The sequence below is a fragment of the Pseudoduganella sp. jia 12 genome, assembly GCF_055502675.1.
On the sequence record NZ_JBUXKP010000004.1, the window covers coordinates 561,617 to 581,066 of the forward strand.

The 19,450-nt window shown below is 66.2% G+C and carries 19 protein-coding genes; 4 read left to right on the plus strand and 15 right to left on the minus strand.

The features are described 5' to 3' along the window. Positions 1 to 116: 116 nt before the first annotated feature. Genes ACY65G_RS11755 through ACY65G_RS11765 form a run of 3 tightly spaced genes read right to left on the minus strand, consistent with a single transcriptional unit; the run spans position 117 to position 3,335 of the window. Complete coding sequence (locus ACY65G_RS11755) at positions 117 to 1,289, minus strand: ABC transporter substrate-binding protein (protein ID WP_464997530.1); 1,173 nt, start codon at positions 1,287 to 1,289, stop codon at positions 117 to 119. 28 nt (positions 1,290 to 1,317) lie between these two features. Continuing rightward, positions 1,318 to 2,274: a PDR/VanB family oxidoreductase gene (locus ACY65G_RS11760; protein ID WP_464997531.1), complete on the minus strand. Its 957-nt coding sequence runs from the start codon at positions 2,272 to 2,274 to the stop codon at positions 1,318 to 1,320. Continuing rightward, complete coding sequence (locus ACY65G_RS11765; protein ID WP_464997608.1) at positions 2,271 to 3,335, minus strand: Rieske 2Fe-2S domain-containing protein; 1,065 nt, start codon at positions 3,333 to 3,335, stop codon at positions 2,271 to 2,273. The genes ACY65G_RS11760 and ACY65G_RS11765 overlap by 4 nt, the downstream gene beginning before the upstream one ends. Positions 3,336 to 3,453: 118 nt before the next feature. On the opposite strand from ACY65G_RS11765, the gene ACY65G_RS11770 reads away from it, so the two are divergent. Continuing rightward, positions 3,454 to 3,966, plus strand: coding sequence for a MarR family winged helix-turn-helix transcriptional regulator (locus ACY65G_RS11770; RefSeq protein WP_464997532.1), 513 nt, complete (start codon positions 3,454 to 3,456; stop codon positions 3,964 to 3,966). Between the two features lie 63 nt (positions 3,967 to 4,029). Here ACY65G_RS11770 and ACY65G_RS11775 read toward each other — a convergent pair whose 3' ends face one another. From ACY65G_RS11775 to ACY65G_RS11805, 7 genes are all read right to left on the minus strand, one after another. Beyond that, on the minus strand, positions 4,030 to 4,731 hold the full coding sequence (locus ACY65G_RS11775) for an ABC transporter ATP-binding protein (protein ID WP_464997533.1): 702 nt from the start codon (positions 4,729 to 4,731) through the stop codon (positions 4,030 to 4,032). Beyond that, on the minus strand, positions 4,724 to 5,476 hold the full coding sequence (locus ACY65G_RS11780; protein WP_464997609.1) for an ABC transporter ATP-binding protein: 753 nt from the start codon (positions 5,474 to 5,476) through the stop codon (positions 4,724 to 4,726). The genes ACY65G_RS11775 and ACY65G_RS11780 overlap by 8 nt, the downstream gene beginning before the upstream one ends. Further along, positions 5,476 to 6,510 carry a branched-chain amino acid ABC transporter permease gene (locus tag ACY65G_RS11785; RefSeq protein WP_464997534.1) on the minus strand — a complete coding sequence of 345 codons (1,035 nt, stop codon included), beginning with the start codon at positions 6,508 to 6,510 and terminating at the stop codon, positions 5,476 to 5,478. Before ACY65G_RS11785 ends, ACY65G_RS11780 begins: the two co-directional genes overlap by 1 nt. Then, the gene (locus ACY65G_RS11790) at positions 6,507 to 7,361 is read right to left on the minus strand and encodes a branched-chain amino acid ABC transporter permease (RefSeq protein WP_464997535.1); all 855 of its coding nucleotides are present in this window, start codon (positions 7,359 to 7,361) and stop codon (positions 6,507 to 6,509) included. Before ACY65G_RS11790 ends, ACY65G_RS11785 begins: the two co-directional genes overlap by 4 nt. A gap of 143 nt (positions 7,362 to 7,504) precedes the next feature. After that, positions 7,505 to 8,707, minus strand: a complete 1,203-nt coding sequence (gene pcaF, locus ACY65G_RS11795) for a 3-oxoadipyl-CoA thiolase (RefSeq protein WP_464997536.1) — start codon at positions 8,705 to 8,707, stop codon at positions 7,505 to 7,507. Beyond that, positions 8,704 to 9,366 (minus strand): CoA transferase subunit B, encoded by a 663-nt coding sequence (locus ACY65G_RS11800; protein WP_464997537.1) that lies wholly within the window; start codon positions 9,364 to 9,366, stop codon positions 8,704 to 8,706. Before ACY65G_RS11800 ends, pcaF begins: the two co-directional genes overlap by 4 nt. A 94-nt stretch (positions 9,367 to 9,460) precedes the next feature. Further along, entirely contained in the window at positions 9,461 to 10,129 is a 669-nt protein-coding gene (locus ACY65G_RS11805) for a 3-oxoacid CoA-transferase subunit A (RefSeq protein ID WP_464997538.1), read from the minus strand. Between the two features lie 154 nt (positions 10,130 to 10,283). On the opposite strand from ACY65G_RS11805, the gene ACY65G_RS11810 reads away from it, so the two are divergent. After that, entirely contained in the window at positions 10,284 to 11,108 is an 825-nt protein-coding gene (locus ACY65G_RS11810; protein WP_464997539.1) for an IclR family transcriptional regulator domain-containing protein, read from the plus strand. A 78-nt stretch (positions 11,109 to 11,186) separates the two neighbouring features. On the opposite strand, the gene ACY65G_RS11815 is transcribed toward ACY65G_RS11810, so the two are convergent. Further along, positions 11,187 to 12,308, minus strand: a complete 1,122-nt coding sequence (locus ACY65G_RS11815; protein WP_464997540.1) for a porin — start codon at positions 12,306 to 12,308, stop codon at positions 11,187 to 11,189. A 150-nt stretch (positions 12,309 to 12,458) separates the two neighbouring features. Between ACY65G_RS11815 and ACY65G_RS11820 the strand changes: the two genes are divergently transcribed. Then, positions 12,459 to 13,628: an ABC transporter substrate-binding protein gene (locus tag ACY65G_RS11820; protein WP_464997541.1), complete on the plus strand. Its 1,170-nt coding sequence runs from the start codon at positions 12,459 to 12,461 to the stop codon at positions 13,626 to 13,628. A gap of 117 nt (positions 13,629 to 13,745) precedes the next feature. Here the strand turns inward: ACY65G_RS11820 and ACY65G_RS11825 are convergent, their stop codons facing one another. After that, complete coding sequence (locus tag ACY65G_RS11825) at positions 13,746 to 14,696, minus strand: 2-hydroxyacid dehydrogenase (RefSeq protein WP_464997542.1); 951 nt, start codon at positions 14,694 to 14,696, stop codon at positions 13,746 to 13,748. A gap of 383 nt (positions 14,697 to 15,079) precedes the next feature. On the opposite strand from ACY65G_RS11825, the gene ACY65G_RS11830 reads away from it, so the two are divergent. Continuing rightward, positions 15,080 to 15,814, plus strand: coding sequence for a PEP-CTERM sorting domain-containing protein (locus tag ACY65G_RS11830; RefSeq protein ID WP_464997543.1), 735 nt, complete (start codon positions 15,080 to 15,082; stop codon positions 15,812 to 15,814). Between the two features lie 298 nt (positions 15,815 to 16,112). On the opposite strand, the gene ACY65G_RS11835 is transcribed toward ACY65G_RS11830, so the two are convergent. The 3 genes from ACY65G_RS11835 to ACY65G_RS11845 all read right to left on the minus strand — a co-directional run bounded on the left by ACY65G_RS11835 (position 16,113) and on the right by ACY65G_RS11845 (position 19,278). After that, positions 16,113 to 17,063: an alpha/beta fold hydrolase gene (locus ACY65G_RS11835; protein WP_464997610.1), complete on the minus strand. Its 951-nt coding sequence runs from the start codon at positions 17,061 to 17,063 to the stop codon at positions 16,113 to 16,115. A gap of 680 nt (positions 17,064 to 17,743) precedes the next feature. Further along, entirely contained in the window at positions 17,744 to 18,247 is a 504-nt protein-coding gene (locus ACY65G_RS11840) for a methyl-accepting chemotaxis protein (RefSeq protein ID WP_464997611.1), read from the minus strand. Then, entirely contained in the window at positions 18,166 to 19,278 is a 1,113-nt protein-coding gene (locus ACY65G_RS11845) for a methyl-accepting chemotaxis protein (RefSeq protein ID WP_464997612.1), read from the minus strand. The genes ACY65G_RS11840 and ACY65G_RS11845 overlap by 82 nt, the downstream gene beginning before the upstream one ends. Between the last annotated feature and the right edge of the window lie 172 nt (positions 19,279 to 19,450).

Below are 19,450 nucleotides of genomic sequence, written 5' to 3' on the forward strand. Positions count from 1 at the left end.
GGGACGTACCCCTGTTTTCAGGAAATGTCATTGAGCATAGGCGGCCTGGCGAACCGGCCCGTCCCAGCTTCAGCTACTTTCCTGTAAAACAGGGTCTGTCCCCAGTTTTGCCATTGTTATACACCCGGGTCGGCGAAGTTGGCGACCTGGTCGAACTCCACATTGAACATGCCGCCATCGACCTGGGCGGCCTTGCGGATATAGACGGTCTGCACGATGTCCCGGCTGGCGGCATCGATCCGTACCGGCCCGCGCACGCTGTTCCACGCCATCCCCTTCATCGCGGCAACGAGTTTCGCGCCATCCGCATCGCCACCCGCCTTGGCCAGCGCCTGGTAGAGCAGGTGCATGCCGTCATACGCGCCCACCGAGTGGAAGTTCGGCCGCATGCCCTTGTTGGCCGCCATGAACGCGCTCACGTAGGCCTTGTTCTCTGCCGACGGGTGCGCCGCCGAATAATGGTGGCTGCTGACGACGCCATTGGCGGCGGCGCCGATGCCGGGCATCAGGTCATCGTCCAGCACGTCGCCGGTGCAGATCAGCCGGATGCCGGCGGCGGCCAGGCCGCGGTCGTTGAACTGCTTCAGCACGGCGGCGCCCTCGCCGGAAGGCACGAACACGAACAATGCGTCGGGTTTGGCATCCTTCACGCGCGCGAGGAACGGCGCATAGTCGGGATTGCGCAGCGGTACACGCAGCGAATCGACCACCTTGCCGCCGCCGGCCGTGAAGCGCTTGACGAATACCTTCTCCGCATCGAGCCCCGGGCCATAGTCGGCCACGAACGTCATCGCCCGGCCGATTTTGTTCTTCGCCGCCCAGTCGGCCAGCGGCGCCGTCACCTGTGCCAGCGTGAACCCGGTGCGCACGATGAACGGCGAACGCTGCGGGATGATCGACGTGGCCGCGGCCATCACGATCATCGGTACCTTCGCCTGCGTGGCGACGGGCGCGGCGGCCAGGGCGAGCGGCGTCAGGCCGAAACCGGCCAGCACGCGTACCTTGTCGCGCGCCACCAGCTCCTGGGCAATGCGCTTCGTCACGTCGGGCGCCACACCCCCATCGTCCTTCAGCACGATCTCGATCCTGCGGCCGGCCGCGCTGTCGCCATGCTTTTGCTGGTACAACTTGACGGCCGCTTCGATCTGCCGGCCGGTGGAAGCGAACGGGCCGGACATCGGCACGATCAATCCCACCTTCAACGGCTCGGCGGCAAATGCGAACGACGGCAGCAGGCCCGCCGCAGCCGCGCCGGCCAGCAGGGTACGGCGTTTCGGTTGGTGTGTCATGTCTCCTCCTTGTTATAGGTTTGCGGAACTATAGGTCGAGCACCAGCAGCGCAGTCTTCGCGCGCGAGCAGCACGGCGTGAACTGGTCGTTCGCCGCCTGTTCTTCCTCCGTCTGGTACAGATCGCGATGCTCGGGAACGCCGTCCAGCACGCGCGTCAGGCAGGTGCCGCAGACGCCCTGCTCGCACGACACCGGCACGTCGATGCCCTGGTCGGCCAGCACCTGCACCACCGTGCGGCCCGCGGGAACCGTGTACGTGGAGCCGCTGCTGGCGATGCGCACGTCGAATGCCCGTTCGCCCTCCTCGGCGGCCACGGGCGCGGCGCCGAAATACTCGCGGTGCAGGCGGTCGTCCCCCCAGCCCAGCGCACGGGCCGTGGCCAGCACGTGATCGATATAGCCGGCCGGCCCGCACACATACAGGTGCGTGCCCGACGGGCAATCCGCCAGCGCCGCCGCCACGTCCAGCCGCGTGCCTTCGTCATCGACGTGCAGGCGTACCCGCGGCGCGAATGGCGCGTTCTCCAGCCGGGCGCGGAACGCGGCACGCGCGGCATGGCGCACGCTGTAGTGCAGCGTAAACGGCAGGTCTTGCGCATGCAGGTGTTCGGCCATCGCCATGAGCGGCGTGATGCCGATACCCCCGGCGAACAGCACGCTGTGGTGCGCCCCTTCGGCCAGCCCGAAATGGTTGCGGGGCGCGCCGACTTCCAGCTCGGCGCCCTCGACGATCCGCTCGTGCATGGCGCTCGATCCGCCGCGCGACGCCGGCTCGCGCAGCACGCCGATCAGGTAGCGGTGCGTTTCATGGGGTCCATTGCACAGCGAGTACTGGCGCACGATGCCGCCGCCCAGGTGCACGTCGATGTGCGAGCCGGCGGTGAATGCCGGCAGCGGCGCGCCGTCGGTGGAGACCAGCTCGTAACTGCAGATACCCTCGGCCTCGTTGGTGCGGCAGCCAACCCTGACACGCAGCGTGCTCATGCCGCCACCTGCGCCGGTGCGGGTACCGATGCCGGCGCGGGGGTTTCCCGGGCCAGCCAGCGGTCGATCACCTTGCGCGACTGCACGCCGCCGGCATCGATGTTCAGCATCAGCAGCCTGCGCTCCGGATGGCGCAGGATATTGGCCTGCTGCTGTTCCAGCATGTCCCGGTCTTCGCTGAAGATCTTGCCCTGGCCGGCGCGGATCGTGTCGGTAAGCGCCTTGTCGTCCGCCTTGAAGTTGCGCGCCATGCCCCAGAAATACCAGTGCGTGGTATCGCTTTCCGGCGTGATGAAGTCCACGACGATCGACGAGGCCTTGAATTCGGCCGGCGCGTCGTAGCCGCCCTTGCCGGCCAGCGCCACGCCCACCTCGATCAGCACATGGCTGGGCGGCGTGAAGTGGCAGATCTGCCAGCGGTCCACCGGCTGGTCATCAGGCAGGCCGTTGCCGCGCAGGGCCGCCTGCCAGAACGGCGGCGGCATCACGTTCTCCATGAAGCGGCTGGTGATCACCTCGTCGCCGACGGTCTTCGTGGTGACGGGTGCCTCGTCGATCTCCTTTTGCCCGATCGACGATGCGTGCACGTAGGTCTCGTGCGTCAGGTCCATCAGGTTGTCGATCATGAGCCGGTACTCGCAGCCGATGTGATACAGGCCGCCGCCATACGCCCAGCCTTCGTCGACGGCCCATTGCAGGTGCGGGATCGTCGCGGGATCGGCCGCTGCCGCGTCGCCCGGCCACACCCAGATGAAGCCGTAGCGTTCCACGACGGGATAGCTGCGGATGCACGGGAATCCCCGCACGCGCTGGCCAGGCATGGCCACCGGCTTGCCGTCGCAGCCCATCTGCAGGCCGTGATAGCCGCACACCAGCGTGCCGTCGCGCACGAAGCCCAGCGACAGGGGCGCGCCGCGGTGCGGACAGAAATCCTCGACGGCGGCCACGCCCTGCGCGGCGCGATAGAACACGATCTTTTCGCCGCAGACCTGGCGGCCCAGCGGCTTGTCGACGATTTCGTCGGGCGTGGCCGCGACGTACCAGGCGTTTTTCGGGTACAGGATGGAAGTCATGCGGTCTCCTTGTTTATAGTGCTGAACTTCGATATTCAGTACACTGAATATTCGCGCACACTGGCTCCGAAGTAAACTGCGCACGACAAATATTTATCGGCGACCCATGACCAACGAAAAAAACAGCGAGAGCGAGAAAGGCGAGCAGAACGGCAATGAGCTGCTCGACCTGCACGAACACCCTGGCCACCTGCTGCGCCGCGCGCAGCAGATCTCCGTATCGATCTTCCACGACGAGATTGGCGGCGAACTGACACCGGTGCAGTACGCGCTGCTGCGCACCCTGGCCTCCCGCCCCGGCATCGACCAGGTGACGCTGGCCGGCATGGTGGCGATCGACACGTCGACCGGCGCCAGCGTGTGCGCACGGCTCGAGGAAAAAGGGCTACTGGAGCGCAAGGTCATCCCCCACAACCGCCGCCAGCGTGCGCTGACGATCACCACCGCGGGCAACGCCCTGCTCAAGCGCCTCGACCCGGCCGTGCACCGGCTGCGCGAACGCCTGCTCGCCCCGCTGACGGAGCGCGAGCAGGCGCAGTTCATGCGGCTGCTGGACAAACTCGTCCTCGAGAACAACGACCAGAGCCGCGCACCGCTGGCCCGGCCGGATGCGGCGTGAACCATGACTCAGCTCGTGTTGCCGGGCTACAGCCCGGCTGCCTGGCACGGGGACACGAGCTGATCAGGCCACCGCCACCAGCCGGTCCAGCTTCGCGCCATCGTCGAGCAGCTCGCGGCTGTGCGAATCATGCACGATGCACCCGCGATCCAGCACGATGGCCCGCTGCGTCAGCGACAGGGCCAAGCGCGCATGCTGTTCGACGACGATCACCGATAAGCCTTCGTCCTGCACCAGCTTGCGGATGACACCCAGCAGTTCCTGCACGATGATCGGCGCCAGCCCTTCCATCGGTTCATCCAGCAGCAGCATGCGCGGGTTCGTCATCAGCGCGCGGGCAATCGCCACCATCTGCTGCTCGCCGCCGGACAGCTGGTTGCCCATGTTGGTGCGCCGTTCCTGCAGGCGCGGGAAGACGTCGTAGATTTTCTTCACGTCCCAGCGGCCCGGCCGCGCGACGACGGTGAGATGCTCCTCGACTGTCAGCGACGGATACATGTGCCGCTCCTGCGGCACCCAGCCGAGGCCGGCGCGCGCCCGTTTATACGGCGCCACGCGGGCGATGTCCTTGCCGGCCCACCGGATCGCGCCCTTGTGCAGCCGCGTCAGGCCCATCAGCGTGGTGAGCAGGCTGGTCTTGCCGACGCCGTTGCGGCCCAGCAGTGCCAGGCTGTCGCCTTCGTGCAGCGCGAACGACACGTCCTCCAGCACGACGGACTCGCCGTAGCCGGCCGTCACCCGTTCCACCGCCAGCAGTTCAGTCATGGCCGCCCTCCCCCAGATAGACTTCCTTCACACGCGGGTCGGCGGCGATTTCCGCAGGCGTCCCTTCCGTCAGCACCCTGCCGCCCACCAGCACCGTGATCCGCTCGGCGAACTTGAACACGAGCCCCATGTCGTGCTCGATGAACAGGATCGTCACGTCGCGCGGCAGGCTTGAAATCACTTCGAACAGTTCACGGCTTTCCGCCTGCGGAATGCCGGCGGCCGGTTCGTCCAGCAGCAGGATCTTCGGTTGCGTGGCCAGCGCCAGCGCGATTTCCACCAGCCGCTGCTTGCCGTAGGCCATGCTGCGCGTGACGCTGTTGGCCTGGTCGGCCAGGCGCAGCGACTGCAGCAGCGCCATCGCCTCGTCGACCGTGTCATGGTGCTGCGCCACCGTCTTCCACCACACATTCTGCAGGCCGCGCCGCTCGCCGATCGCCAGCACGACCGATTCAAGGACCGTCAGCCCCGCGAACAGCGTGTTGATCTGGAACGTGCGCGTCATGCCCCGTTTCACGCGCTGGTGCTGCGGCAGCGCGGTGATGTCTTCGCCGCCCAGGAACACTTTTCCGCTGGTCGGCGCGAAGCCGCCCGTGAGCAGGTTGATGAACGTGGTCTTGCCGGCGCCGTTCGGGCCGATCAGCGCATGGCGGGCGCCGGGCGTGAACGTCAGCGATACGTCGCTGTTGGCCTTGAACGCGCCCCAGCTCTTCGACAGGCCTTCCGTCTTCAGGGTCGTGTCCATCATTTCACCTCCTTGCGCTCGCGCAGGCGTTCAAGGAACGCGGCGCAGCCGCCGACGATGCCGCCCTTGGCGAACAGCACGATGCACACCAGCAGCAGCCCGATCCAGAATTGCCAGTACGTGGGGTTGATGCCGGCGATCTTGTCCTGCGCGATCATGAACACGGCCGTGCCGATCAGCGCACCGTACAGGCGCCCCGTGCCGCCCAGCACGAGCATGATCAGCAGTTCCGCGGAGCGGGGGAAGCCCAGCATGTCCAGGCCCACGAACTGCGTGGTCTGGGCCAGCAGTGCGCCGGCAATGCCCGCGACCACGGCGCCCACGGTGAAGACCGCGCGCAGCCGCCGGCCGACATCCGCGCCGATGGCCGGCATGCGGCGCCCGCCTTCGCGGATTCCCCGCAGGCCCAGCCCGAACGGCGAAGCCACGAGGCGCCGCAGCACGAGGAACACGAGGAACAGCACGACATAGCTGTACACAAAACCGGTCTTGCCTTCGAGGTCGAACTCGAACACGCCCAGCAGGTTCCCCACCATCATGCCGGACAGGCCATCGACACCGCCCGTCAGCCAGGAGGCCTTGTTAGCGGCCTCGAACAGCATCAGCCCGATGCCCAGCGTAACCATCAGCCGGGTCAGGTCCTGGCCGCGCACGACGAGGAAGCTGACGACCCAGCCGAAGATGCCGGCCACCACCGCGCCGGCCAGCAGGCCCGTGATCGGCTCGCCCCACCCATGCACGGACAGCAGGCCGGCCGTGTAGGCGCCGAGCCCGAAGAATGCCGCATGTCCCAGCGACACGATGCCCGCGTAGCCGAGGATCAAATCCAGCGACAGCGCGAACAGGCCCACGATCATGATCTGGCTGGTCAGCACCAGGTATTGCGGGAACAGGAACCAGCTGGCCACCGGCAGCAGCCAGAACACGATTTCCAGCGGATGCCAGCGGCCATCCGGCAGACGCGGGATGGGAGACGGCGCCGCGGCGCGCACCGGCGCATCCACGACCACTTCGGCTTTCGACAACGCGTTCATGCCTTCCTCCTTACCAGGCCGGCGGGGAACGCCAGCAACAGCACGACCATCAATGCATAGATGACGAATGCCCCTACTTCCGGCACATAGTATTTGCCGGCCACGTCGAACACGCCCAGCACGATGGCGGCCAGCAGCGGGCCGGTGATCGTGCCCGCGCCGCCGACGGCGACGACCAGCAGGAAATACACCATGTACTTGACGGGGAAGCTGGGATCGAGCCCCAGCACGTCGATGCCGAGGCCGCCGCCCAGCCCGGCCAGGCCGGAACCCAGCGCGAACGTGAGGCTGAACACGCGGCTTACGTTGATGCCGAGGCCTTCGGAGGCCGTGTGGTTGTCGACGGATGCGCGGATCTGCGCGCCGAACCGGGTGCGCTCGATCAGGAGGCCAAGCAGCGCGGTGACGACGATGACGACGCCGATGAGGAACAGCCGGTAGCTGCCCACTTCCAGGCCGAACAGCGACACCTGCCCGCGCAGCCAGTCGGGCAGGCTGACTGGTTGCTGGGTGGGGCCGAAGAAGTACGTGGCGCCGGCCACCGCCATGAACGTGAGGCCGATCGAGAACAGCACCTGGTCGAGGTGGCTGGCCTTGTACAGGCGGCGGTACAGCGTGCGTTCGAGAACGAAGCCGACGAATGCCGATGCCAGGAAGGCCAGCGGCAACGTGGCGAGGAACGGTACGCCGGCGCGATCGAGGAGCATCACGCATACGTACCCGCCCAGCATCGCGAACGCGCCGTGGGCCAGGTTGATGAAGTTCATCATGCCCATCGTGACCGACAGGCCGACGCTGATCATGAACAGCAGGCTGCCGTACGCCACGCCGTCGAACAGGACGCCGATCATCGCCGGCCTCCGTTGGGGTACTCCGGATGGAAATCCATGGTTGTCTCCTCGATTCTCCAAGATCCAAATTTCAAGACCCGATGCGGCCGCCGCTCTTTGTCGGCTGGCCGCATTGCCTGTATTACCGTGTGCCTACATGCGCATCACACCCGTTCGATCACGATGGCGATGCCCTGCCCCACGCCGATGCACATGGTACACAATGCAAACCTGCCGCCGCCACGGTGCAGCTGGTTCACCGCCGTGGTGACGAGGCGCGCGCCGCTCATGCCGAGCGGGTGGCCCAGCGCGATCGCGCCGCCCCACGGGTTGACGCGGGGATCGTCCTGCGACAGGCCCAGTTCGCGCAGCACGGCGATGCCCTGCGACGCGAACGCTTCGTTCAGTTCGATGATGTCGAACTGGTCGAGCGTCATGCCCAGGTTCGCCAGCAGCTTTTGCGTGGCCGGTGCCGGGCCGATGCCCATCACGCGGGGCGCCACGCCGGCCGTGGCCATGCCGACGATGCGGGCCTTCGGCACGAGGCCGTGCGCCGCTGCCGATTGTTCGTTGGCCAGCAGCAGCGCGCAGGCACCGTCGTTGACGCCGGACGCGTTGCCGGCGGTGACGGTACCGTCCGGGCGCACGACGCCCTTCAGTTTCGCCAGCGCTTCCATGGTGGTGGCGCGCGGATGCTCGTCCCGGCTGAACACGACCGGTTCGCCTTTCTTGACGGGGATCGTCACCGGCATGATCTCGGCATCGAAATACCCCGCCGCCTGGGCGGCGGCCACGCGCTGCTGGCTGGCCAGCGCGAAGCGGTCCTGGTCTTCGCGGCTGATCCTGAAATCGTCGGCGACGTTTTCGGCCGTTTCCGGCATCGAGTCGGTGCCGTACAGCTTCTTCATCAGCGGGTTCGGGAAGCGCCAGCCGATCGTCGTGTCGTAGATCTGCGCGTTGCGCGAGAAGGCGCTGTCGGCCTTGCCCATCACGAACGGCGCGCGGGTCATCGATTCGACGCCGCCGGCGATCATCAGCGCCGTGTCGCCGGACCGGATCGAGCGGGCGGCGAGGCCCACGGCATCCATGCCCGAGCCACACAGGCGGTTGACGGTGCTGCCGGGCACGCGCTGCGGCAGGCCAGCCAGCAGCGTGGACATGCGCGCCACGTTGCGGTTGTCTTCGCCGGCCTGGTTGGCGCAGCCGTAGATCACGTCGTCGATGGCTTCCCAGTCCACGGTGGGATTGCGGCGCACCAGTTCGGCCAGCGGCAGCGCGCCCAGGTCGTCGGCACGCAGGTCCTTCAGCGCGCCGCCGTAGCGGCCGATCGGCGTGCGGATCGCGTCGCAGATGAATGCTTCGGTCATTTCGAATGCTCCTTGAAACCGGGGATCAGGGGTGCCGCCGTGCGGCCTTGCAGTTCGTCGAACGTCAGGCCTTCGACCATCTCGCGCACGACGAGGCCGTCCGACGTCACGTCGATCACGGCGAGGTCGGTGTAGATGCGGTTGACGCAGCCGATGCCGGTCAGCGGGTAGCTGCACTGCTCGACGATCTTGCTTTCGCCGGACTTGGTCTGGTGGTCGGTCATCACGAATACCTGGCGGGCGCCGATCGCGAGGTCCATCGCACCGCCGACCGCGGGAATCGCATCCGGCGCGCCGGTGTGCCAGTTGGCCAGGTCGCCCGTGGCGGATACCTGGAACGCGCCCAGCACGCAGATGTCGAGGTGGCCGCCGCGCATCATCGCGAACGAGTCGCCATGGTGGAAATAGGCGCCGCCCGTCAGCAGGGTGACCGGCTGCTTGCCGGCGTTGATGAGGTCTTCGTCTTCCTCGCCGGGCGCCGGTGCCGGGCCCATGCCCAGCAGGCCGTTCTCGCTGTGCAGGAAGATCTCGCGGTCGGCCGGCAGGTAATTCGCCACCATCGTGGGCAGGCCGATGCCGAGGTTGACGTAGGCGCCTTCATGGATGTCCTGCGCGACGCGTTTCGCCATTTGATCGCGCGTCATCTTCTGGATAGTCATTGGACACTCTCCCGTACGGATTTCTGTTCGGTGCCATGAGGCGCGACACAAATGTTCATGGATTGAAACTGAGCGCGGCTCATTTTCTGGATTGTCATTGTGCGTCCTCCTGTACCACCCGCTGCACGAAGATGCCCGGGGTGACGATGTGCTCTGGGTCGAGTTCGCCCAGTTCGACGATGCGCGTGACCTGCGCGATGGTGACTTTCGCGGCGGTGGCCATGATCGGACCGAAGTTGCGCGCAGTCTTGCGGTAGACGAGATTGCCCCAGCGGTCGCCGTGCAGCGCCTTGATCAGCGCGAAATCGGCATGGATCGGCGATTCGAGCACGTAGTGCTTGCCGTTGATGGTGCGGGTTTCCTTGCCTTCGGCCAGCAGCGTGCCGTAGCCGGTGGGCGAGAAGAAGCCGCCGATGCCGGCGCCGGCGGCGCGGATGCGCTCGGCCAGGTTGCCCTGCGGCGTGAGTTCCAGCTCGATTTCGCCGGCGCGGTACAGCGCGTCGAACACCTGCGAATCCGCCTGGCGCGGGAACGAGCAGATGATCTTCCTTACCCGCCTGGCCTTCAGCAGCGCGGCGAGGCCCGTTTCGCCGTTGCCGGCATTGTTGTTGACGATGGTGAGGTCGCGCGCGCCCTGCGCGATCAGCGCGTCGATCAGCGCCGCCGGCATGCCGGCATTGCCGAAGCCGCCGATCATGACGGTCGCGCCATCATGGATGCCGGCCACGGCCTGCGCCATGGTGTCGATAGTCTTGTCAATCACGAGATATCCCTTTCAAAGCAAATGTTCGATAATCGAACTATAATCTGTTAATCGAACATCCTCAGTGTCGCACCGGTGCCTGCGAAGGTCAAGGAAAAAAGTCGGCAGGACAGGAGGGTTCCAGTAAAATCCGTCCACTTCGAAAGAGACTGCGATGACGACAACCACCAACAAGCCCGCCCAGGCGGAACGCGAACCCACGATCGCCGAACAGATCGAGGCGCTGGCCGATCCCAGCTTCATGACGTCGCTGGCACGCGGCCTCGCCGTGCTGCAGGCGTTTTCCGATTCGCGCCGCAGCCTGACGATCGCGCAGATCAGCCAGAAGACCGGCATTCCCCGCGCCGCCGTCAGCCGCTGCCTGTACACGCTCAAGCAGCTCGGCTATGCCGACTCCGACGTCAACAACTACTCGCTCCGGCCGAAGGTGCTGACGCTCGGCTATTCCTACCTGTCGTCGACGCCGCTCACCGTCTCCGCCCAGCCTTACCTGAACGGGATCAGCCGCACGCTGAACGAATCGTGCTCGCTGGCGGTGCTGGACGATAACGAGGTGCTGTACGTGGCCCGCTCCGCCACTTCGCGGGTGATGTCCGTGGCGCTGAACACCGGCAGCCGGCTGCCCGCCTACTGCACGTCGCTGGGCCGTGCGATGCTCGCCCACCTGCCGGAGGCCGACCTGCAGGCCTACCTCGACAAGGTGCGCTTCAAGCCCCTGACCGAGCACACGATCACCACGCAGAAACAGCTGCGCGCCGCGCTGGCCCAGGTGCGCGAGCAGGGCTACGCGATCAACAACGAGGAACTCGAGGTCGGCCTGCGGTCGATCGCCGTGCCCGTACGCGGCGCCTCCGGCACCGTCCTTGCCGCCCTGAACGTCGGCGCCCAGGCCGGCCGCGTCAGCGCCCGGCAAATGGAGGAGCAGTTCCTGCCCGTGCTCCAGCAGGGTGCGCGGGAGCTGGCGGTGCTGCTGCCGTAACTCCCGCTCAGCTCGTGTTGCCGGACTATAGTCCGGCTGCCTGGCACGGGGACACGGACTCGAGCATTGTCAGCGCGTTTAGAAATGGTGGCGAATGCCGGCCATGACGCCTCGCTGCGGCTTGCCCGCGCCCGCGGTGCCGCCGGCGTCCAGCGCGATGGCGGCGGCGCCGTCGTTTTCCATCAATCCCAGCGCGCCATAGACGGCGGTGCGGGTCGACAGGTAGTAGGTCAGCCTCGCCACCGCCATGTCGGTATCGTCGCCGCTGTGCTTCGTGTTCTTGCGCGCCACCTGCGCGTCGAACGTGAGCAGCGGCGTGACCGGGTGGCTCACGCCCAGGTAGGCCAGCGTCGATTCGGTGATGCCCGTGGCGGCATCGGTCTTGCGGTCGATGACGCCGGCGCCCAGCTTCGTGCCGCCCAGCATCCAGTAGCCGTTCACGGTCACGCGCCGGTCGAAATTGCTGCTGCTCGTCAGCCCGCCGGCCGCGCCGGTGTTCCCGTACAGCTTGTCGAACGACGCGTTGATGCCGAACGCCTTGACTTCATAGCCCAGCAGCGCCGTGACCTGGCGGCAGGCTTTCGAATCGGCCGGCGACTCGCCCGCGCAGCCGGTGGCGGCCGGCCCGCCGGACGACGACGTGTCGCGCCCGAAGCTGTAAGTGGCGCCGGCCACGATGCCGTCGAAGTTGCCCAGGTAGCCGATCGCGTTGTCGCTGCGCGCGTTCGGCAGGTACGGGTCGATGCTGCCGATGGCGAACAGGTTCGGGCCCAGTACGTCCGCCTTCAGGCCGGCGATGTAGGTCATGTTGACCTGGCGGCCCAGCGTGAGCGTGCCCCATTTCCCCTTCAGGCCCACGTTCGCGGCACGGCCGAACAGGCGGTTGCCCTGCCCCATCGCGCCGGTATCCGGGCCGAAACCGCTTTCCAGCGTGAAGATCGCGGACAGGCCGCCACCCAGGTCTTCCGTGCCGCGAAAGCCGATACGCGACGGGAACGATCCCGTCAGCGATGCCATCCGCGTGACCGAATCGCCGTTCGCATTGGTGTTGTCCACGTGCGCCACCGCCGTGTCGATGATGCCGTAGATCGTGACGTTGCTTTGCGCATGCGCCGCGCCCGCGGCCAGCAGCGCCAGCGCGCCCGCTACCGCCATCCCCACGGCGCCGCCGCGCGCCCGTTCGCCAGTCGTGTTGTCCATGCTGTCTCCTCTAGTTATATGGTCGCTCGATAATCGAACAATCGATTGCCTATCGAACGATGAACCGATACTATGGCCGTTGCCGGGCCTTGTCAAGAATCTCAAGGAGCCTGATGATTGGCGCGGTGCCCATAACGAAGGAGACAAACCATGCAATACACGATTGCCGCCGTGCTGGCCGGCGCACAGCTGTTCGCCCTGCCAACGGCCCAGGCGCAGGACACGATCAAGGTCGGCGTGATCGCCGCGTTTTCCGGCCCCTTCGCCGACTACGGCAAGCAGATGGAAGGCGGTATCAAGGCGTATATGGCGCAGCATGGCGACACGGTGGCCGGCAAGAAGATCCAGCTGATCCTCAAGGACACCACCGGGCCTTCGCCGGAAATCGCGAAACGCCTGGCGCAGGAGCTGGTGGTGCGCGACAAGGTCGATTTCCTGGCAGGGTTCGGCCTCACGCCGGAAGCGCTGGCCGTGGCGCCCATCGCGCAGCAGGCGAAAAAGCCGATGATCATCATGAACGCGGCCACGTCGGCGATCACGACGAAGTCGAACTACATCGCACGTTTCTCGATGACGCTGCCGCAGATCTCGGCGCCGATGGGCACCTGGGCGGCGAAGAACAAGTTGAACAAGGTGGTCACGCTGGTGGCGGACTATGGCCCCGGCCTCGATGCCGAAGCGGCGTTCAGGAAGACACTGGAAGGCGCCGGCGGCAAGGTGACTGAATCGATCCGCATACCGCTGCGCAATCCGGAATTCGCACCGTTCATCCAGCGCATCAAGGATGCGAAGCCGGACGCGATCTTCGTGTTCGTGCCGGCCGGCGAGCAAAGCATCGCCTTCATGAAGGGCTACCGGGAACGCGGGCTCGCCGCGGCCGGCATCAAGGTGATCGCCACCGGCGACCTGACCGACGACCACGTGCTGCCGGCGATGGGCGACGCGACACTGGGCGTGATCACCACGTTCCACTACTCCGCCGCGCACGACTCGCCCGAGAACAAGGCATTCCTGAAGAGCTATGCCGCCGCCAACCCGAAGGGCGGACGGCCAAACTTCATGGCGGTGGCCGCCTACGACGGCATGGCCGCGATCTACGACGTGTCACGCAAATTGAACGGGAAGATCGACGGCGACAAGGCGATGGCCGTGCTGAAGACGATGAAGCTGAACAGCCCGCGCGGCCCGATCGCCATCGATCCCGCCACGCGCGACATCGTCCAGACTGTCTATGTGCGTGAAGTAAAGAAGGTCGGCAACGAGGTGTACAACATCGAGTTCGACAAGTTCACCGATCTGAAGGATCCGGGTAAGCAGTAGTTGCCACTGAGGAAAACAGGGGACGTACCCCTGTTTCAAGGAAACAAGTAACCTGGGACTACCTTTCCTCGAAACAGGGCGTTCCGGCGTTCCGGTCCATTCCCTGTTCCCAGGGCGTCACTCCACCGGCGTCAGCAACGGCTGGCCGCTGAAATGCGCCAGCAGGTTGTCGACCACCAGCTGGCCCATCGCATGCCGCGTTTCCACGGTGAGGCTGCCCACGTGCGGCGTAAGCACCACGTTCGGCAGCGCGGTGAGCGCGGCGGGCACGGACGGTTCGTCGGCGAAGACATCCAGCGCCGCGGCGCCCAGCCGCCCGTCGGACAGCGCGGCGATCAGCGCGGGTTCGTCGACCAGCGAACCGCGCGCAATGTTCACCAGCGTGCCGTCCGGCCCCAGCGCTTCCAGCACGGCCGCGTCCACCGTTCCCTTCGTGGCGGCGCCGCCCGGCGCGCAGACGACCAGGTAGTCGCTGCCGTGCGCCAGGTCGAGCAGCGATGCGGCGCGCGGCACGTCGACGCCCGCCTTCGCGTTCGGCTGCCAGTAGCGCAACTGCAGTCCGAACGCAGCCAGCCGCGCCGCGACGGCCTGGCCGATACGCCCGAATCCATAGATGCCGGCGACCTTGCCGCGCACTGCGCGCGCCGGCTTTACCGGCACGCCAGCCTGCCATTGGCCGGCGCGCACGTACGTATCCAGCATGGGGATACGCCGCGATGCCGACAGCAGCAGCGCCACCGCCAGGTCCGCCACGTCGTCCGTCAGCACGCCGGGCGTGTTCGTCACGCGGATGCCGCGCGGGCGCAGCGCGGCGAAATCCACCGCGTCGACACCGATACCGTTGACGGCCACGATCTCGAGCAATGGCAGTCGCCCGGCCAGCGCCGCGCCGATGCCCGCCATGCCGGTCGTCGCCACGCCGCGCACGGTGGCGGCAACGCCGTCGATGAAAGCGGCGCGCTCTCCGGCCGGCGCCTTCCACACGTGATGGCAAGTGAAGTGCTGTTCCAGTTGCGCCATCACGGACGCCGACGGACTTGCCGCCATCACGAGGATTTCCGGTTTCATCTGATTTTATTCATGAGTGAACGATCGGCCATTCTAGGGCGGATGTCGCATTCTTTCAATTTGTGAAACGATCCACCATTTCTTACCAGATATTTTTATTTCAATATTGAAAAAGATGATGCACGAAGAAAACAAGAAGACAGCAAATGCGTGCTTTTAGGCCACTTTCACGGCGACTCAACTGTCGGAAAATTTTACAGTTGAGCGAGCGCGACAGCCCCTTACCATGGCATCGCCAACAAGATTATGATTAAAATCAACCGCTTAACGATAACGGTTGAGGTAAGGCACACTATTTGCTTATAGATATCCACAACAAGAATAACAAGAGCCTATTCTGAAAGAGCACCTAAAGTGCAACCTAATCAAACCTGGAGCTAATAGTGAACCAAATCAAAAAAGCAGTACTCGGCGTGGCAATGGCAGTGGCAACGATGGGCGCGGCAGTCGCTGCACCGCAGACCGTGGGCGGCGTGACGTGGGATCCTGAGTACGCGCTGGACTTCGCTTCGTCGTCCGTGCAGATGCACCAGATCATCGATGCCAACGGCACGGTGGGCGGCTACGGCGTCGTGTCGACCATGAACGGCACGGGCCAGGCACAATTCTGCGCAGGCTGCGAACTGACGATCGTGTTCGGCGGCTACACCCCGACCACGGGCGGCACCGGCGCCACCACGAACTACACGGGCGGCTTCGTCAACATCTATGTTAACGACGGCCCGTCGACGATCAACCCGTACGATCCGCTGACGGTAAACGCCGGCAACACCGGCGTGGGCACGCTCTGGCTGAGCCTGGCCGGTCACGAGTACAACGGCGCCACGCTGCTGGGCACCACGAACTCGATGATGCCACCTAACCTGAGCGGCCTGGGCCAGCTGGACGTCGTGGGTGGCGTCGCTGCTGCCTACTTCGACACCAACGCGCAGATCGACGGTTCCGACCTGGCGTTCTCCGCCAGCTTCACGCAACCGTACCCGGGCGAGCCAAACCACGTTGTCGGCACGGGCAACTTCTACGGCATGACGTCGCCGGTTCCGGAACCAAGCACCTACCTGATGCTGGGCGCCGGCATGCTGACGCTGGCTGCACTGCGCCGCCGCAAGCAGCGTTAATGCGAGGCTGCCGGCTTCGGCCGGCAGCTTTGCACGGTGCGACTGTCGGAAATTTTTACAGTGACTTGCGTTGATTTACACGTGAATCGGCTGCTTCCGACATCGGCTACCCCGATCAAGGCGCTGCGTGCGTTTTCCAGGTAAACCGCGCAGCGCCCTGTCTGCATCCTGCTTTACATCCCCGCTTTACCGTAGTCCACGCTGTCCACGCTGTCCATTCCTCCGCCCGCAACATCGTCGCCACGGCATTCCCGGCAGACAGCAATGCCAGCACCTTCCGTGAACAATCCCGCAAGCGTCAACGGGCCGCCGCGCTCCGGATGAACTGCACCGTCAGGTCGGGTTGCGCCACGGGCAGCATGTGCCCGCCCTCCACCACTTCCAGCACCGCATGCGGCACCTTGCAGGCCAGCGCCTCGCCCTGTTCGCGCCATGACAGGATGCGGTCCTGGCGCCCGAACAGCACGGCCACCGGCATGCGCAATTCACCGTACTGGCTGCTGTAGCCCGGCAACTGCCCGGCTAGCGCTCCCATATCCTCCGAGGCCGCGAGGAACTGGCCCGGCCTCAGGCCGAGCAAACCGCCGCCACGCGTGGCAAAGTCATGGGGCACGGGGTCCGGCGCAAAAACCTGTTCCAGGACGGCGCCGCCGCGCGCGATCGCGCCCGGGGTGGCCACCGTCCACGCCATCAACCGGCGCATCAGCGGCGAACGCGACTCGAGGACGCGGAATGCGGCCGGCGTTTCATCGGGAAGGTGCGTCAGGGGAGCCAGCAGGGACAGGCCGGCGACGCGCTCCGGGTGATCGAGCGCCAGCGCCAGCGCCACGGCGCCGCCGTACGAATGCCCGACGAGGAGCGGCTGCTCCAGTTCCAGCCGGTCGATCAGCGCGGCCAGCGCGGCGGCCTGTTCGCGCAACCCCGCCGCCGTGCCGGGCGGGCGCATCGAATAGCCGGAACCGGGCCGGTCCACCGTCACCACGCGGTGGTGATGGGCCAGTTGCCGCGCCACCTCGTAGGTAAAGTGCGACATGTGCCCGCCCAGGCCGTGGATCATCAGCAGCGCCGGCCCGCGGCCCTGCTCGCGCACATGCAGGCGGGCGCCGGGCACGTCGACGAAAATGCCTTGCGGCGGCAGCGCCGCCTCGACCTTGCGCTCCACGTGCCGCGTGAACAGCGCGAGCCCGCCCGCCATGGCGGGTACGGCCAGGCCGGCCGCGGCCGCCACGATTGTCGCCAGCGCCGGCATCAGCACGCCCCCTTGCGGGCAGCGCGGCCGAGACGGCGGGCGGCGCCGGTCACCACGGCGGCTCGTCCATGTATTGTCATGTGCCTCTCTTCCGTTGCGCCGTGGCGCAACCCGCCGCCGCGGTGACTCCGGCCGGCGGTCGTGATTGTCGATGGAAACTGCTTGTTGTTGACTTCTTGCCGATACTTTAGCCAATCGGAATAAGCAATGCAACGGCCGCGCAGGTCGCCAGGCGCCGTCTGGAGACAGTGTCTGCTCATTGCGCTGGCGGATCGGCACGGCCGCGTCGTCGTACAGGAATGGCAGGAAGGCGAAATGCCGGCTCGCGTGACCGGTCGGCTTCGTGCAGCAGCGAGCAGGAGAACACCACGGCGCCGCGAGTCGGTACCTGCCGCGCCATGACGTGGGCATTGAGGCGCGGCCGGTTTCACCGCCGCGCTGCCGGAGAAGGTCGACATCACGCAGCGGCCGGCCACGGTGTCGAAGTGGAAGTGTTCGGCATTGCTGGAGCGGGCCGTGAAATCCGGCACCGGATCCCCGGGCAGCCAGGCAGCCAGGCAGCCAGGCAGGGTCGCTCACGGAACGTGGCTCAGACACTGGAAGCGCCCGTTATCGCAGGCGGCAAAGCCCGGCTGTACAGCACGGGCCGCGCATCGCGCCGTGCAGGCAGCCCCCCCGGGTCAGGCCGCGCGCAGCTTGAACACGGACACCGATGCATCGAGCTGGCGCGCCTGCTCGCGCAGCGACTCGGCTGCAGCGGCGGCCTGCTCGACCAGTGCGGCATTCTGCTGGGTCGTGGTGTCGATGTGCGCGATCGCCTCGTCGATCTGTTCGATCCCCTGCTGCTGTTCGCCGCTGGCCATCGAAATCTGCTGCACCACCGCGGCCACCTGCTCCACGCTGTCCAGCACTTCGCGCATCGTGGCGCCGGCGCGGTCGACCAGCGCGCGGCCCGCTTCCACTTCCGCGACGGAAGCCGTGATCAAGTTGCGGATTTCCTGGGCCGCCACGGCCGAGCGCTGTGCCAGGCCACGCACTTCGCTTGCAACCACGGCGAAGCCCCGGCCCTGCTCGCCCGCCCGGGCCGCTTCGACGGCGGCGTTCAGCGCCAGGATATTGGTCTGGAACGCAATGCCGTCGATGACGCCGATGATGTCGGCGATCTTCGCCGACGTGCCGTTGATCGTCTCATCGTGCGCACCACTTCGGCCACGGTGTCGCTGCCGCGCGTGGACACGTCGGTGGCCTTGCCTGCCAGCCCCGCGGCCGCTTCGGCATTGTCGCGGTTCTGGCGTACGGTGCCGGTCAACTCCGTCATCGATGCCGCCGTTTCCTCCAGCGAGCCGGCCTGCGACTCGGTGCGGGCCGACAGGTCGGCATTGCCGGTGGCAATCTGCTCGGACGCTACCGCGATGGCTTGCGTACCGCTGCGCACCTGCGCCACGATGCGCGACAGGTTGCCGCTCATCGTGCCCAGGGCGCGCAGCAGGTCGCCGATCTCGTCGGCGCGGGTGCTGCGCACGTCGTGGCGCAGGTCGCCGGCGGCGACATCCCTGGCAATGCCGAGCGCGTGCGACAGCGGCACGGTGATGCCGCGGATCAGCAACATGACGATGAGCGCGCCGATCGCCACGGCGGCCACCAGCAGCGCCAGCAAGGTCAGCACGGAGTTGCGGTAAACCTCGGCATTGCGCGCTTCCACGGCTTCGATACGGCTTGCCGCTTCCTTGCGAATCGTTTCGACGATGGCGTCGATGCGCTCGGTGGCGTCGCGGTCCATGCCGCGCACCAGCGTGTCGACCTTCTGCGCGCCCGCCGGATCGGCACCGTCGAACTGCCGCAGCGCGTCCAGGTAACGCCGGCCCAGTTCCCCATGCAGCCGCAGCGCCTCGTCGACGGCGGCCGTCTCCATCCCCAGCGTGACCATCGTGCCCTTCAGTTCGTCCAGCTTGCCGGCCGTGGCCGCGCCGCTGGCGGTAAACGCCTTGGTGTACTTGTCCAGTTGCGCCGGATCCTGGCCCCGCAGCAGGATATTCTTCCACTCCTGCACCTGGATCTTGAAATCGACCTGCGCGGAACGGGCCCCGTCCACGGCACGCATCAGGCCGCTCGCTTCGGTAAAGCCGGCGGCATTCCGGGTATTCATGTCGCGCAGCGCGTTCCAGCCCGTGAATCCCACAAGGAGCACCGTCAGCAGGAAAAAGCCGGCAAGCATGGCCAAGCGAACGCCAATTTTGAAGTCGGATAGTTTCATATAGATATCAGCAGAAGTGCAACGCGTGCGGTTGCAATAGGGCAGCAGGGACCGGGCTGCGATGAGAAATGATGTTGCTTAAAACCAATAGTAGCATGAAAGCCGCCCGATGTCCCGCACCGGCCATGCGTGC

Coding starts and splice junctions, on each gene's coding strand:
- ACY65G_RS11755 (WP_464997530.1), bottom strand. CDS start 1,289: ATGACACACCAACCGAAACGCCGTACCCTGCTGGCCGGCGCGGCTGCG.
- ACY65G_RS11760 (WP_464997531.1), bottom strand. CDS start 2,274: ATGAGCACGCTGCGTGTCAGGGTTGGCTGCCGCACCAACGAGGCCGAG.
- ACY65G_RS11770 (WP_464997532.1), top strand. CDS start 3,454: ATGACCAACGAAAAAAACAGCGAGAGCGAGAAAGGCGAGCAGAACGGC.
- ACY65G_RS11775 (WP_464997533.1), bottom strand. CDS start 4,731: ATGACTGAACTGCTGGCGGTGGAACGGGTGACGGCCGGCTACGGCGAG.
- ACY65G_RS11780 (WP_464997609.1), bottom strand. CDS start 5,476: ATGGACACGACCCTGAAGACGGAAGGCCTGTCGAAGAGCTGGGGCGCG.
- ACY65G_RS11785 (WP_464997534.1), bottom strand. CDS start 6,510: ATGAACGCGTTGTCGAAAGCCGAAGTGGTCGTGGATGCGCCGGTGCGC.
- ACY65G_RS11790 (WP_464997535.1), bottom strand. CDS start 7,361: ATGATCGGCGTCCTGTTCGACGGCGTGGCGTACGGCAGCCTGCTGTTC.
- pcaF (WP_464997536.1), bottom strand. CDS start 8,707: ATGACCGAAGCATTCATCTGCGACGCGATCCGCACGCCGATCGGCCGC.
- ACY65G_RS11800 (WP_464997537.1), bottom strand. CDS start 9,366: ATGACTATCCAGAAGATGACGCGCGATCAAATGGCGAAACGCGTCGCG.
- ACY65G_RS11810 (WP_464997539.1), top strand. CDS start 10,284: ATGACGACAACCACCAACAAGCCCGCCCAGGCGGAACGCGAACCCACG.
- ACY65G_RS11815 (WP_464997540.1), bottom strand. CDS start 12,308: ATGGACAACACGACTGGCGAACGGGCGCGCGGCGGCGCCGTGGGGATG.
- ACY65G_RS11820 (WP_464997541.1), top strand. CDS start 12,459: ATGCAATACACGATTGCCGCCGTGCTGGCCGGCGCACAGCTGTTCGCC.
- ACY65G_RS11825 (WP_464997542.1), bottom strand. CDS start 14,696: ATGAAACCGGAAATCCTCGTGATGGCGGCAAGTCCGTCGGCGTCCGTG.
- ACY65G_RS11835 (WP_464997610.1), bottom strand. CDS start 17,063: ATGCCGGCGCTGGCGACAATCGTGGCGGCCGCGGCCGGCCTGGCCGTA.
- ACY65G_RS11845 (WP_464997612.1), bottom strand. CDS start 19,278: ATGCTTGCCGGCTTTTTCCTGCTGACGGTGCTCCTTGTGGGATTCACG.